Genomic DNA, 14,383 nt, shown 5'->3' on the forward strand with positions numbered 1-14,383 from the left:
ATTTAGTATGAGCAAAAATATTAGCACTCGACAGGGATTGTACGAACTAAAGCCAGCGTAGTTAAGAATGTCAAATCACCTCGTAAAAGGCATAGTGATTGACCAGCTCTAAGATATGACGCTGATTAAGGCAAACTCAAGGTCCACTCCTCGCTCTCAACAGACACTGATTACGCATAATCTGCCCGGGAGCATATTGGCGGGCAGGTCGATACCTGTTCAATCATCATTTTTCACGGCTGAATATCTGGCTGTTTTTCTTCGCTCGCAGATGTATCAGATGGTGAGTTACCTTCTTCAGAATTACCTGGCTCTTCTGCAGTCGGTGTTTCCGTGGGAGCCGCCACCTGCTCACGCTGCAAATCTTCCAGCGACACCGTTAACGCCTGCGCCTCAGCCTCAATATCTGCAATCTGCTGACGCGCTGCATCCGGGTCATCCAGCGCCAGCTTAACCAGCCCGAACAGGGCCTTTATCGCCTCGTTATGGTAGGCCGCTGAGACCCCCGACACGTCCAGGGATTTATGTTCAGGCAGGGCGGTCCCGTCATCAAAATACGTAACCTCATCGTGAATCGTGACGGCTTCCGGGTGGAATCTTTCCACCTGCTGCGCAATCAGACCGATGCCCGGCACCGGTGCGGTGGTCACCCCTTTTCGTGGTTTATATTTCCACTGCGCTCCGACCAGAGAAAGCACCGCCGGCAGGGCCGCTGTCACCGGTTCCACATCATATTTAACGTGAATATCTGAGCCTGTCTGCCACCCTCCCGAGGCATAACCGATCCCCGTGTTTGCCAGGGTGAACCGGGACATTTCCTGGCTGTTTGCCTGGTTTACGGTGCGCATTACCCAGCCACCGGCTGTGCCCGCGCCGATATTGCAGGTTAAAACCCCTGACCCGGATGAGCCCAGATTCCAGCCCAGATACGCGCCCTGGTTCGACGGTGAATACGTGTCGTTTGCACAAATAAACGGCAGCGTGATACCGCCATTGATATTCCCGCCCCCCATGCCATTTACGGAACTGAATCGCGGGTCGTTACCCGCGGCTACTGTCCCGGCTGCTGAACCCACATTCAGCACTGCGGCTCCACCCAGGCCAAGGCGTGAGCGTGTGTCCGCCGCGTCCACGCCCGCCGCCACCTCCAGAATGGAATAAACGCGGTTGCCGTTTGTGCCGCGAAACACGCCGTTGAACAAACGCCGGGATGTCCCCCCTGTTGAATACACGGCCACCTGAAACAGGCACCAGGCAATCGAGGTGGTGCTCGACGGGTCCCCCGACATGCCGAGGATGTTTACCCCTAACGACGCGGAGGTAAATGCATTGAGGGGCGCAGGCGCGTTTGCCTGACTGGCACCGGATATCTGATAGGCAGCGCCGTTTACGAAACTGAACGTCTGCCAATCCACGCCGGACTGAGACGAATTGGATGCCCCGATCCCGTAGATAATCCCGATGCTGCTGTCGTCCAGTACCTCACGCCACGGCGTCCAGGGGTTGGTGCTGTATTTTGAACGGGTGAATTTACGCCCGTTATACTGAGCCCCCGAACCGTACAAATACCAGTCCTGTGTCACGCACAGGTTAGCGCGCAGGGTGCGCACCTCAAGGCGGCAGTTATTCACGCCCGACGATAATCCGGCAACGGCAGGTAATCCCGTCGTGGTTGCCAGTGTCGGATAGCTGCCGTCGTCAAAAAGCGTATCCGCGTTTCCCGTAAAATAAGCGGGGCAGGCCTGAATCGACGCGTTGACCCACGCTGACCAGGCGGTGGGGGTATTCAGGTAACGCAGGTAGACGTTGCCGTAAACAGATACGGCGGTCTGTTGTGCGCCGCTGCCGTAGCCCTGCTCGACAGTCAGCGTCCCGGAAAACCCCTCATAGGGCCAGCCGTTGGCTACCGTGCCGTTTGCAGCCGCCACACGATACGAGCCGAACGCGTTAACGTTATTCAGGGTGCTGATATCCACGTTACCCAGCAGGGTGGACCGCAGGGAGCTTGTCGCGACGTTACTCCAGCCTGACCAGGGTCCGTCGGTTCCGTTCCAGGCGGCGGTTAATGACCGTACCCAGATATACGCGGGGCCGTCGTAGCCGCTGTTGGTATAAATCTGCGTCCCGCCGAATCGACCGCCAGCGACAACTTTCAGCACCCCGGGTAATGCGCCAGCGGGAAAGCCGTTCGCCTCATTCAGTCCGGTGCTGCTGCCTTTGCCCCACTCACCCTCTGTGGTGGCCGGCGCCATCGTATTCAGATTAGCGTCAGGCGGTAACGGTCCCCTGTCCTGCCACGACGATCCGGCGTCAGCCTTCAGCTTTGCCCAGGACGGGCCGGAAACCTGTTTACCTGTCGGGGTGCCGTCGGGAAGCGTTACAGTGATATCCCCGCTGCCGGAGTAAAACGCCTGCCAGTTGGCATTCTCCTGGAGAATACGCCTCACGGCCTCTGCGGTCTGCGTGGCCAGCGCGGCAGTGATGCGGTTGAGCGCCAGCTGCGGTACCGCGACGTATGAGACCCCGGTGGTCGTCGGCCCGGTAAACGGGTCAGTAATAGTGACAGCGGTGTTACTGGTTACGGTATCCACAAACAGGGTGTAAAACACCCCACCGACGGTCGCCGTAATCACGTCGCCCGATTTCAGGTCTGAGGTGAATGTGGTGCCGGTACCGACAACCGCTGTCGAATTGTTCGTGAGTCTGATTGTTCCTGCGGACATATTTTCTCCGGGCATAAAAAAACCCGGCCGGAGCCGGGTCTGCTTGTTGTGAGGACGTGAGGACTAATTATCTTGTCTGTACGAATGAGCCGCTGCCACGCATGACCAGCACCGTCGGACTGAGTATTTGCACTGCGCCCATCCGTGCGAAAAACGAACAATCAACCACCGGCGCTCTGGTTTTTACAGTAAACATCAGGGTGGTATAAAAACTTGCGGTTGAACCGGATGGATACGCAGGGCACTGAATCACAAACTCCTTGGTTCTGTTACCGATAGAGATAGCAGCTGTTGCCCCTCCGCCGTTAGCCAGTCTGTATGTGGCCATTAACGTTATATTTTTTTCACGATTAGTCGTTCCTGAGTCCGTATATGTGAATGACACAGTTGAGGAGGTGTCATACCCGGTATCAGGGAACGACTGCCCGTTTGCAACGTCACCGACAAACGAATCAGCCTCTACGGTGCCTTTAAAGGAGCCGCTGGTCGCAGTAATTTTCCCGGTAAATTCACCATCTCTGGCATAAACAACTCCATTAAACACGCCATCGTTAGCATAAACATTGCCGCGAACCGTCACACTGTTAAACTCCGCGTCGCCGCTCTTGTTTATCAGCCAGCCCGAGACATTAGTCCTGTAATTATTCGAGGCGATGTAATTGCCAATTTTCGCGTTTGTGATAGTGCCGTCCTGAATAAACGCGTCATTCAGAAACACCTGACCGTTTACGATTGCAAACGGCGAGAACATCTGGCTCGTACTGCTGCCGGATAACATCACCAGCTCGTTGGCGTTGATGGCCACACGCGTCGTGATCCTCCCGTTGTCAGCCAGCACAGCGACTGACAGGCCTGCGTCGTAATAATTGCCGTTGTACTGAACGCCTGCCTTCAGGGTGTAGATAGCGTTGGCACTGGTGGCGTCTGCGTAAGCCGTGAATTTCTGGTTTATCGCTGCCGACTGCTCGATAAATTTCTGGTTAGTCGCGTTTGCCTGGTTAACAATCTGCTGATCCTGCACCGTAAATTTTGCCGTCGCCTGCTGCTCAAACGTAGCCAGAGACTGCTGTGTATCAGTCTGTGCCTGGCTGATACTCACCACACTGGCTTCAGTTTTCGTGATCCTTCCAGTAAGAGCATCCACACTTTGCGTGGTGGCCTGTACCGTTGTGGTCAGAGAGGCCATCGCAGAATCCGTGGTAGCCTGCGCTTTTTTAACGGTCAGGATTTCAGCTGCACTGTCACCGAACTGAACAGCGACCAGATCCTTGAACTCGGCGTAGGCCTGATTGGCATCAGCGATTAACGTCTGAGCCTGGGATATTTCAGCCCGCGCAATGCCAAACTGCTCGAAAGAAACCTTTGCCCCCTGGATGTCTGCCAGCGTGCCCTGCAATATCCCGGCGATGCCAAAATCAATTTTTTCAGTCAACGCCTTACCGTCCGCGGCCAGAAGCACCTGGTCTTTGATGGCGTCCAGATAATCGCTGGCCTGGTCGTTCGACATCCCGCGCACCCAGTCAGTCCAGTCTGACTGGTTACCGATACGGTCGACAAGGCGTGCCCGGTACCAGAACTCCTGCCCGGCACGTAAACCCGCCTGGGTGTATGAATGCTGGGGATAAGGTACGCCGGCCAGGAGCATCGGGGTGTTACCCGTGCTTGATACTGAGTATTGAACTTCTGTCTGAAGAGTATCTTCGCTGCCTGCTGGGAACGCCCAGTTGAGTTGAATACCCCAGTTGATTGGCGTGGCAACGAGCCCAACAGGCTTGGGTACCGCGCCGATTCGCCCACTTAGGTGCGTAAGAGTGGAGGAAGCCCAGAGGCTCGTCGCCCCCCCGGAATTAATGGCACAAACTCTGACGAGATAGTCGCCTTCAAATATCCCAGGCACTTCAATATTACGTAGCCCTGTCGCAGGAACATTGATCCACTCGTTCTCACCCCGCTTCCACTGCACCCGGTATGAAACTATATCTGCCTGGGGGTTGCCGTTCTTATCCAGAGGAGGATCCCAGGATGCAACCAGAGTGGCGATACGCTGCCCCTGCCGGACTGAGTCATAACTGGAGATAACTACATTTCGTGGTTGTGCCACCAGCCCGGTCGGGATGAGGCTAATTGGAGGCGTATCCAGGCGGGCATTATTATCTACGGCATCGTATTTTGATGCATTGTATTCGACCCCGGTAATGGTGAATGTATTTTCCTCATCATTAAATGTCAGGTTTGTTACTCTGAAATACTGCAGACGGAGTTGTCCGGCATCGATAACGAATATGGCGTTAGGGAGTGGTGCAGCTTTGAACGGTGTGGATACAATCAGCTGCGTGCCATTTACTGCCTGGATAATCCGACTTTCAACAGTGCCGCCCTGAGTGCGGATCAGCAATGTATCCCCTGCAACAGCACTTGTCCCGCGATCCGTTGTAACAGCTTTAATCCCGGCCTTATATTCGGTGATGCGTCCGCCATAAATGCGACCGGACACCCGTTCATCAGCAAAGGCAAAAACTGTTCCCGGTACATAAACAACCCCGTCCAGACCCGTCTGCAGTGTGATGATTCGGTCCAGGAAATTAGAGTAAACCGCCCATCCACCTCGTCGCTGCGCCTCGCTTTCACGCGTACAACCGATAGCTGTTAACTGTGTCTGCTTAAATTTGAACTGCTTCACGAGTTCGGGGAACATCACTGCCGTAGTACGGTCCTGATAGTGATTGTCCGGATCGCTGAAGTTAACAAGCGCACTGGAGAAGCGGGTCTTTTCACTGGCGCTCGAGTACACCGGCTTGCCAACAACCGAAGCACGGGTAAGGATCTGCAACCTGGACGTGTCAGCTGGCATATCGGAGACAACATTGAACATGTTGTTGCCCCAGAAAGTCATTCCGTTGAAGCCCGCGGCGATATCCTTAATTACCTGCCAGGCATCGGCTTCGGACTGGATATAGACGTCGAACATGAAGCGAGGCTCATTACCGTTGCCACCTTTCCCGTCCGGTACCTTCTGATCGCAGCGTTGGGCAATGCGGTAAAGCTCCCACTTATCCAGCATGTCTGCAGTTACACGACGACCAAGACCAAAACGCGGCTCAGTAAGAACGTCGAACCATATCCAGGCTGGATTGTTGCTCCATCCCCATTTGAACGTACCGTTCCAGGTTCCGCTGTAACTGCGGGCAACCGGGTCATAGTTTTGGGGAATACGGATGATGCGCCCTTTGGGCTTGCAGGAGATCTTGGGAATATTGCTGAATGATTTTGCATTAAATGACACATACAACAGCGCTGTATGCGGATAACGCAGGCGCGCATCGATCACTTCAGTAATCGCCTGCACCTGCGTTTTATTTTGCAGCAACTGACTGGTACTGTCTGCGGTGTCGCGGACTACACGAATTTGCCAGCCAGTATTGGCCTTTGGCAAATTAATGCGATGCGTCAGTTCGTACAGCGCGCTGAGTTTCTCCGTGACTGTTTTAGTCATGATGGTGGAATAAGCGCCACCATCTGTAGCCAGGTCGATATGGTATTTGACGGTTGTGCCAACAATATCACCGTCTTTTTCCTGCTTTTGTAGCTGCGGAATACCAATGCGCACCAGCACTGCGTCGAGCTGGGTATTGCTGATAGCCCGTGTCCATGACGTTGCTTTCGTGAGTGAAACGCCAATACTTGTTTCATTTTCGACAGCGGGGAAACCGGGAATTGGTGTCTGGGTCTGCGTTCCCGGTCGAAAATCCCACGAAATGCCCTCAAAATTCATTGTGCCGTCAGCATTGCCCAGCGGAGTGCCATCCAGGAATATACGTGTCGCATCCAGCCCACCCGCAAATTCCCCCTCCCCTAACGCCAGCAGCATACGGCACCGCGCCATCGACTGAGCTGAATCCGGCTGTTCAACGGGCTTATGCTGCTTCTGGCCGCCGCCCTTTGCACCAGTAATCGTTGCCATATTGCATCCATAAAAAAGCACCCGATTGGGTGCTAATTGAAGAGTAAGAAATTCTCAGATGTCCTCGGCCACGATCCCCGCACTGATTATGGCGCCGCCAATCTCGCGCTCACCATAAAGCAGGGCTACAGGATTGCCCATTGCCATCGTGTTAACAGCTCCACCGAAGGCATAGCTTGGTTTGTTATCAGGATCTTCTCTGCCCTGTAACCCCTTAGGTTGAGGAGAAAGCATCTGATAGATACCGCCAGCCATCATTGAGGCACCTGACATAATAAGTCCTGCGCCAAAAGTTAGACCGGCACCTGTCCACAGCGTAGAAACACCGACAACGATCCCGGCGACAACCATCACTGCCCCCAGTATCGTCTGGAACATGCCCGCCTTTTTAGCGCCCTCCATCACTGGAGCAATACGAATATCGCTATCGCCATTCAGATCTTTGAAATCCTCCACGCTGATATTTCGCTTTCCGCGAAACACCGCGAACGTCATTCCGTTATTTTTGGCATTCATCAGGTAGGCTTCCAGCCCATCAAGGTTGATACACAATGCCTTCACCGCTTCGGCTGATGTCTGAACAGCCAGTCTGTGAACGCGTCCAAACCGCGCACCCATTACGCCATAAAGTCGAATAGTGGTTAACCGCGCCATGGCTTAATCTCCTGAGGCAAGTTCTTGTGGCGGACGCATATCATCGTCCGGTCTTTGAAATAACCGCGGGCGTACGGCGTAATACAGGATGGCTGGCCGTACAAGTGGTGAAGCAGCTCGCCTTCTTCGGTGATGATCCCCGCATGGTTCCACTTGGCAGACTCAACCTGCATGATGACCATGCAGCCCGGCGCCGGGTCGCATTCGATAAACCCCTCACGCTCCCAGTTCTCGAAATACAGGTTGTCCGGGTACTGGCTCTCCCACCATGGATAATCCACACGGAAATCGTTAAGCGTCACGCCCTGGGTGGCGTGCCAGTCCATGATCAGCCCCCAACAGTCGTGCGAACCGAGGATGAACGGGCGGCCAACTAATGGGGTGACATCAGGTGCTATCTCTGCATACTCATCGCAGTCCGGCGCGTAGATTCCCCAGACCACGCCGGAGTTATTGCACTGCTGGCGATCGCGGTCTGAAGGAATAGGCCGCGCCCCATCGCCCGGATGGGAGTGGATGACGCGAACAATCGTTCCGACATCCTCAGCATTCGCCCAGTGCTCGCCGTCAATGCGAAAATGTTCTGTCGGATTTTCGTGGCTGTTCAGTACCGGGATGTAACGCTGACGACGTCCCGACTGAACGACGAAGCCGCAGCATTCACGCGGAGATTCCTCCAGCGCATGTGCGCGGATCGCCGCCATTATAGTTTTGTTCATTGGTATGTCCGGTTATCGGGAGAAGAGAACAGTTGCCGGGAAGCCGCCAAAATCGAGGTTTGCTGCGTTAGGTTCTGCCAGTCCGGCCCCAAACCGCTTACGACAATCACTCAGGCAGCCGCCGCACACATCCAGCGCCGGATCAGTGATTGCATTCCCCTTCGCATCGAAATACGCCGTGCCGTTGTAGGTGCAGCCGTCACCGCTGCGATATTGTCCACGTAGTGCCCATTCGCATAATGACGTGATTTGCCGGGTTGGAATCACGAGGCTTTGCAAATCCGCAGGGCTACTCAGTGACCACGTTACAACCTCGTCGTCTTCAGCCGTTTTCGTATCAAACCAGAAGGTCTGGAGAGAGAACATTGTCGAATCTGCTGTCGGGTTAACACCACCCGGGAAGTTCACCGCATCGATGTAAACCGCGTAGGTGTCGATGATGCTCACTTTCGCATTCACCATGTCCTTAAACTGAAGGCAGAGCGCCGTGATGTGCCCGTCAAGGTTGGAAACGCTCAGGGTTGGCTCAGCGGCCTGGTCAGTGGAGAGGGCGAGACCTGTTATCTGGAACGGCCAGTAATCGAAAGTTTTACCACCCCATATAATTGGTTTGGGCCCCAGTTTGTTCTCGTCCCCTTTAGCCGCATCGATTTCAGCTGGGGTATGGTGAAATGGCGCGTAGTGAAAGCGGTGGATCCCGCCGCTGAACTCGGAGGCGTCTACTTCGACCAGGCGGACCCTGCCACCCGGTGCCAGCATCGCCGCCTGATCGACAAGTGCCATTATGCGTATACTCCGTAGGCCCGTTTGATAGTGAAGGTCAGCTCAGAGAATTTACTGCTCAATTGGTTTTTCCGCACGGAGTCAGCGACAACCCGATAAAGCCCTTTCACCTCACCTGGCGGCGTGATGATGAAAGCCTTGACCGTGTGGGCCAGCAGAAAATCGCGGATCGTGTTTACTTCCGCCTCAGTCCCAGTGTGCTTCATCGGCACCTGAATGGCCGTGGAGTTGATGCCATTGTCAGCAACCTGTTCATAGCCATCGCCAAACTGAGCTGTTCGTATAGCGTGACTGTATTCGATAGCGCCCGCTCCAAGTTGCGAACGCCAGCTGTAGGTTTCAACTGCCATATTTGCTCCATAAAAAAACCCAGCCGGAGCTGGGTTCGTTGTTAATATATGTTTGATATTCAAGATGCTATAGCTTTTTTTAGGTCATTCCATTTTTGGAAAAACAGTCTGGAACTAGCTAGTGCTGTTTCAGCCATTACCTTACTTACAGTAACTTCCGATATATGGTAATCAGCCTCGTTACGCGCCTCTCGCTGTTGGCGCAAACTGTAACCGAGCAGTTTCATCTGTGCGGAGTCGTATGGCTCTAATTTGTTTTCCGACTTGTTGCACATGTATCCAATCAGATTGCTGTGATGATTTGATGAAAATGCAGGAACGGACTGAAGTGATTCTATAGCGTGGTGATAACTCGCATAGTAGGCACGAGAAACACAACTGCGATAGCCAGTTTCGTTTTGCAATTCAATTAAGGAATCAGCACAGCTTAAAATATCATTACTATTCACTGGCATAACTAATCCCAGAATGTAGTTCACGAGAAGGTGAGAATCTGGCCACCAAACCACAATCATCTAACAAATCGACATTGCATATTTCTTGGGCTAACTCCCAATTGAGATCTGCGATAAAATTCGCATCTTTATCAGGCACATCAACAATGTAGCATGGGCTCCGGTTTTTACTAACCTCTACAAAACCAGTTATAAGTCTGTGCTTTTCAGTTAAGTCCCAAATGATACTTGCAAGAGTATGGAATTGTTCTGAAGTGCAGCCACTCAGAGAGTATGCTCCGTCCACCTCAGATAGAAGCTCAAGTTTATGCTTCTCAGCACCAGCACGATTTTCATCCTCAGAAAGTAGCTTAATGTGCATGTCCATGTAGTGAATTAAACGCTCCCTATCCCCAAATCGATAGGCCATGGAGTAGGCCGTGCAACTTAAGGTTTTCGAACGATGGACATCAGCTATGGCATAGATCCGAGAATTTAAAAGATTTACGCAACCAGAGTGGCGTAGCATAAAGCAATAATTTGTGGCGAGTGTCGAGTTATTCATTATGTCGAATGACTCAAACGTTGTTATTGCTTCTTGTATATTTCCATAAAGTGCATGCAAGAAACCAAGCGCAGAAATTGAAAAGTTTGAGCTCAGATTTTCTAGCTCTCTCACGCCTCGCCTGTAAGAAAATTCATCAATTGGCATACCCTCTAACAGCATGTGCCCGTAGAGTTCCAAAAGTTGAATGGCCTTTTCTTGAGGTACACCTGTTGCCATTTTCAAACCCAATTACAGAAGATAGAAAAAGTCTACGCGACGGATAACGCTAACGCAATCACTGTACAGGTACTGTATAGGCAGCGCCAAGTTTTAACCAGAGGCCAAAAGCCCCGCGTTAGCGAGGCTGGTGTTAAGGTGGACGGCTTTAAAGAAGATCCACTCCGCAGTTAGTTTTATACAGCTTTTTCAGTGTTGAATCAGGTTGGGGAATGATCCGGTTTGCCTCAACTGAGTAATTCACCCCTCTTGAAAAGATACCTTTTGAAGTCATCGTCAAATAGACATAAAAGGGGTTATATCCACCGTAAGCGCCATAAAGGTTTTTTCCGTTTATTTGCCCACAGATATAACCGCTTACTTCATCGCCATTATCCTTATCTAAGCGAAATATTACATCGCGGAACTTGGCGCTTTCCGGGTCCATCATAAGGTCAGCGACTTGTTTTTTACCTAGCTCAATCGCCTTTTTTTCATCGGGTTTGCAGGCTGTAAGCGCCAGACAAGCAAGACCCAAGCATAGCCATTTATTCATCATCAACCCCTTGATTGCCGTGTATTTCACATAATAACCAAGGGATGCTTTTGTGTAACTAAGTGCGTGTGATATTGCTATCTCAGAATCAAGCCTGGCCAGTCATTTGGTCTGGAATTGCCTACCAAGCAGGCCATCACTTCTTGCCGCCCTCATTAAGACCTCGGTCACCTTGGCCTCAATCTCCTTTCCTAATGCCCGTGCCGCAGAACTACCATCTCCGGAAGTGTTTGCTGATGTGTTCCCCTTATTGTCCACATAGATATCAATATTCACCTGCGGCGCACTTCCGCCACCGCCCTGCGCCCTGACCCCCAATCGCCCAGCAGAATCACGCGTCAAAGGCATTATCGCCTCAGCACCAGCCTCAGCAAAAACACCACCTTTTGCAAACTTCGACGCGCCCTGGAAGCTGAAATACTGCGGGGAGTCATAGACGCCATTCACATACTTACTGAGGCCTGGAGAGTCATAGACTCCGCCTTTAGCATTACGGATGGGCCCTTGAAAATCGGGACTGCCGATACCACCGCCTTGAGGGTTAGTTTTTGCCGAACCACTTATCCAGCCCATTGCAGCCTGGACTGCATATGCTACAAGCAGTTGATTAACTACTTGGGCAATCATCTTCAGCATTGAAGTAGCGAACGATTTAAAACTGGCTGTACCTGTTGTCACAAGGTCTGTCAGCATGTTGGAAATGCCGCTAAAAGCTGACCCGGCTGCATTCCGCATTGCTTCATATGTGTTTGTGGCCGTATCCACATAATCAGCCCATCCGCGTTTTGCTCCGGCTTGCCAATCACTTCGGAGTTCGTCCTCTTTTCGATATGTTTCCTCTTGCTGCGCTAACACCTTTTCCTGCGCAGCAGGATTGAAAGCATATGCTTCGGATAACCGCTGCCGGGTAGCCGCCCGCTCTGTTTCGCGGGTAGATAATCCCCTTGCAGCGGCCTCAATTTCCGCCAGCTTTGCCGCCTGCTGTTGCGTGAACTTTGTGGCTTGGTCGGCAAGAGTATTGAGTTTCTGCTGCCTAGCAATCTGATCACCTAGCCCCGCATTTATATCTGCCTGGGCCAGCAACTTCTCTTTGTTCGCCAGCAGAGACTTTTCATCCAGCGTCAGTGCGCGACCTTTTGGGTCATTCGCCGTCGCTTCGAGAATGCTGATTTTAGAGATAAGATCCCATTGCTGCTTTCGCTGCTGGCTTATCACATCGTTGATATCTCGATGTTCTTGCAATGTTTTTAACTGCGACTGAAGCGCAAGCGTCTCAACGTTGAAAGTGTCAACAGAACGGTCGCCAGCATCAACTTTCACTGCTGGAGTTTTAGGTGTCTTCGGATCTTTATACCGCTCGTTAAATTGAGCAAGATGTCTATCCGCTTCAACCTGCGTGATATAGCCAGCCTTAACTGCCCGTGCGTATTTCTCGGCCTCTTCTGTTCTTTTTTGCGCATTGGTAGCTAACGATTTCTCACTGGCATCCATTTTAAGGCGAAATGCCAGTTGCTCATCATTGAACTGCTTGGCTTTTGCTGAGTTTTCCTGCTGTAGGTTTATCAAATCCTGCAGACCAGCCTTCGCAACCTCTACAGTGGGGAGTTGTGGTTTAGCTGCCTCGCGGTTGACGTAATCCCATCCAGGCAATTCATTCCCACCAGTCCGTATACCTTGCTCCCGAAGCCCTACGGTTGGGGTCGCTTTGAGGTCATCCAGCGAGAACTTATATTTACCCACCTTATCAATCAGTTCATCCCACCAACCGCCCGTGAGCTGAAGAGATGACACAGAAACATCTCCGAATTTCTTCTGCGAGCCAGCCAGTTCATCGACAATGGCTTTGGTAGCCCCAGCCTTATCTCCTGATTCAGTGAGGGCTTTAACGTGCTCATACAATGCAGCAGTGGCGAAATGGTATTGTTCGTTCAGGCTCACCAGTGACTGAACAGGATCATTACCAATGCGGGAAAATTGCTTTAGCAACTCATCAACGCTTTGCCCGGTTGTTTTGGTCATCAACAAGGCGGTTTCGGAGAATTGTGCTATTTGGTCTGCAGATGCTCCCAGGGCCGTAGCCTTGGTTACGGCATCAACGGCAACTGATTTACTAACATCCCGAGCCGATGCCAATTGCCGGGACAGCGCCTGCAGGCCTTCGGCGCTTTTCCCCGAAATATTACCAGTCTTTGCCAATGCCTGATTGAGTGCCTCAATCTGCTTATTGTTCTCATACGCCTGATAAGCAAGGTAAGCAAATCCACCAGCTACAGCCGCCAGCCCAACGGTTACAGGATTTAATAGTCCCAAAAGGCCTGTGATATAAGAAGTCACCCCCGAGATTGCGCCCTTCACCCCACCAAACTGGTCTTTTATCTGCCCGCCCTGCTGTAGCAGGATCAGGAATGGAGATTGCCCGCCAGCAAGCTGCGTTGCAATGTCAGTAAACTGCGCCGGCAGCGTGCGCATTGCTGCATTGTACTGACCAACTGAAATACCTGCTTTGCGTGCCGCTGCCTCCTGTCGGGACAGCGCTTCAGGGATTACGTCTGCGACGCCAGACAGGCGCTCACGCGTCTGGTTAAGAAGGCTGTTGAAGTGTTCGAACTGCGCGCCGTTAATGCGTCCTGCTTCAAAATGAGCCACCAGTTGCGCATGCTGCTCATCCAGTGAACTGAACGCACGAATCGTAGGGTCGATTGCACCCAGCAGGTTTTTCAGTGACGCCGATTGCTTCTCAGCTGCCTGGGTGGCTTCCAGTTTAATCTGAGCACGGGCAGCAGCCTCGCCGGTATCCGTCAACTTCAGGCGCGTATCGTCGAGAATCTTGTTATAGGCCTGGAAGGTGTCGGTATCCAGAAAACCCCTGGTCTTGAAATTACGCAGTGCATCCTGCTGTTCATCAAGGCGATTCAGAGCCTTGGTGACAGGATCGATATTTTCCAGCAATCCTTTCAGCGCTTCGCGCTGTTCCCGGATGCCTTCCGCTCCCTCGCGAGCGGACGGCTTCACCCTCTTCGCGGCGTCTGCCAGGGCATCAGCACCAGCAACTGCACCCGTTGCGGCTTCGTTCAGTTTATCGAGTTCATTACTGGCTGTTTTCAGGTCGGAAACATCGGCCCGCAAAGTAATCGAGGCGATTTGATCTGTCATTAGCTCGTCTCCTTATGCATCACTTTGAGAGCTTCACTTTCCATAATTTGAATATCAGCCATGCAGGCCGCCGCATCCTCAACCCCGTGTAATTTGAACATCCAGGGGAGAACGTTGTAATCAAGGCCAGTAGCCCCGCTCGCGCCGACGCGCCATTGTGTCGCCAGGGCAGAGAAGATGGTGAAGGCACGCCAGGCCGACGGCAGGATCCCCACCTCTTCCTCCACATCCTCAGGCGTCAAACCAAAAGCGGCCAACTCCGCGAGAGTCGGTCCAGGCGTATACAA

Annotated in this window: 11 protein-coding genes; all 11 read right to left on the bottom strand. The window is 52.5% G+C overall.

The genetic code is table 11. The features are described 5' to 3' along the window. Positions 1-233 precede the first annotated feature (233 nt). The 11 genes from M1D91_RS17290 to M1D91_RS17340 all read right to left on the bottom strand — a co-directional run bounded on the left by M1D91_RS17290 (position 234) and on the right by M1D91_RS17340 (position 14,383). The gene (locus M1D91_RS17290) at positions 234-2,723 is read right to left on the bottom strand and encodes a pyocin knob domain-containing S74 family peptidase (protein WP_437431851.1); all 2,490 of its coding nucleotides are present in this window, start codon (positions 2,721-2,723) and stop codon (positions 234-236) included. A 67-nt stretch (positions 2,724-2,790) separates the two neighbouring features. Continuing rightward, positions 2,791-6,684, bottom strand: coding sequence for a TipJ family phage tail tip protein (gpJ, locus tag M1D91_RS17295; RefSeq protein ID WP_437431850.1), 3,894 nt, complete (start codon positions 6,682-6,684; stop codon positions 2,791-2,793). 54 nt (positions 6,685-6,738) lie between these two features. Continuing rightward, a complete protein-coding gene (locus M1D91_RS17300; protein ID WP_437431849.1) occupies positions 6,739-7,338 on the bottom strand; it encodes a tail assembly protein in 600 nt (199 codons plus the stop codon). Continuing rightward, positions 7,326-8,057 (bottom strand): C40 family peptidase, encoded by a 732-nt coding sequence (locus M1D91_RS17305; RefSeq protein WP_437431848.1) that lies wholly within the window; start codon positions 8,055-8,057, stop codon positions 7,326-7,328. Before M1D91_RS17305 ends, M1D91_RS17300 begins: the two co-directional genes overlap by 13 nt. Before the next feature lie 12 nt (positions 8,058-8,069). Then, entirely contained in the window at positions 8,070-8,840 is a 771-nt protein-coding gene (locus M1D91_RS17310) for a phage minor tail protein L (RefSeq protein ID WP_437431847.1), read from the bottom strand. Beyond that, on the bottom strand, positions 8,840-9,190 hold the full coding sequence (locus M1D91_RS17315) for a phage tail protein (RefSeq protein WP_437431846.1): 351 nt from the start codon (positions 9,188-9,190) through the stop codon (positions 8,840-8,842). Before M1D91_RS17315 ends, M1D91_RS17310 begins: the two co-directional genes overlap by 1 nt. Before the next feature lie 59 nt (positions 9,191-9,249). After that, positions 9,250-9,645: a hypothetical protein gene (locus M1D91_RS17320; RefSeq protein WP_437431845.1), complete on the bottom strand. Its 396-nt coding sequence runs from the start codon at positions 9,643-9,645 to the stop codon at positions 9,250-9,252. Further along, positions 9,632-10,408: a hypothetical protein gene (locus tag M1D91_RS17325; protein WP_437431844.1), complete on the bottom strand. Its 777-nt coding sequence runs from the start codon at positions 10,406-10,408 to the stop codon at positions 9,632-9,634. Before M1D91_RS17325 ends, M1D91_RS17320 begins: the two co-directional genes overlap by 14 nt. Positions 10,409-10,556: 148 nt before the next feature. After that, positions 10,557-10,946 (bottom strand): hypothetical protein, encoded by a 390-nt coding sequence (locus tag M1D91_RS17330; protein ID WP_437431843.1) that lies wholly within the window; start codon positions 10,944-10,946, stop codon positions 10,557-10,559. Positions 10,947-11,045: 99 nt separating this feature from the next. Continuing rightward, complete coding sequence (locus tag M1D91_RS17335) at positions 11,046-14,096, bottom strand: phage tail tape measure protein (protein WP_437431842.1); 3,051 nt, start codon at positions 14,094-14,096, stop codon at positions 11,046-11,048. Next, complete coding sequence (locus M1D91_RS17340) at positions 14,096-14,383, bottom strand: DUF1799 domain-containing protein (protein ID WP_457975819.1); 288 nt, start codon at positions 14,381-14,383, stop codon at positions 14,096-14,098. The genes M1D91_RS17335 and M1D91_RS17340 overlap by 1 nt, the downstream gene beginning before the upstream one ends.

It is taken from the genome of Enterobacter sp. SA197 (assembly GCF_054131575.1).

Excerpts from the sequence above, each read along its gene's own strand:
- M1D91_RS17335 (WP_437431842.1), bottom strand. The coding sequence starts at position 14,096 with ATGACAGATCAAATCGCCTCGATTACTTTGCGGGCCGATGTTTCCGAC.
- M1D91_RS17320 (WP_437431845.1), bottom strand. The coding sequence starts at position 9,645 with ATGCCAGTGAATAGTAATGATATTTTAAGCTGTGCTGATTCCTTAATT.
- M1D91_RS17315 (WP_437431846.1), bottom strand. The coding sequence starts at position 9,190 with ATGGCAGTTGAAACCTACAGCTGGCGTTCGCAACTTGGAGCGGGCGCT.
- M1D91_RS17300 (WP_437431849.1), bottom strand. The coding sequence starts at position 7,338 with ATGGCGCGGTTAACCACTATTCGACTTTATGGCGTAATGGGTGCGCGG.
- M1D91_RS17305 (WP_437431848.1), bottom strand. The coding sequence starts at position 8,057 with ATGAACAAAACTATAATGGCGGCGATCCGCGCACATGCGCTGGAGGAA.
- gpJ (WP_437431850.1), bottom strand. The coding sequence starts at position 6,684 with ATGGCAACGATTACTGGTGCAAAGGGCGGCGGCCAGAAGCAGCATAAG.
- M1D91_RS17330 (WP_437431843.1), bottom strand. The coding sequence starts at position 10,946 with ATGATGAATAAATGGCTATGCTTGGGTCTTGCTTGTCTGGCGCTTACA.
- M1D91_RS17325 (WP_437431844.1), bottom strand. The coding sequence starts at position 10,408 with ATGGCAACAGGTGTACCTCAAGAAAAGGCCATTCAACTTTTGGAACTC.
- M1D91_RS17290 (WP_437431851.1), bottom strand. The coding sequence starts at position 2,723 with ATGTCCGCAGGAACAATCAGACTCACGAACAATTCGACAGCGGTTGTC.
- M1D91_RS17310 (WP_437431847.1), bottom strand. The coding sequence starts at position 8,840 with ATGGCACTTGTCGATCAGGCGGCGATGCTGGCACCGGGTGGCAGGGTC.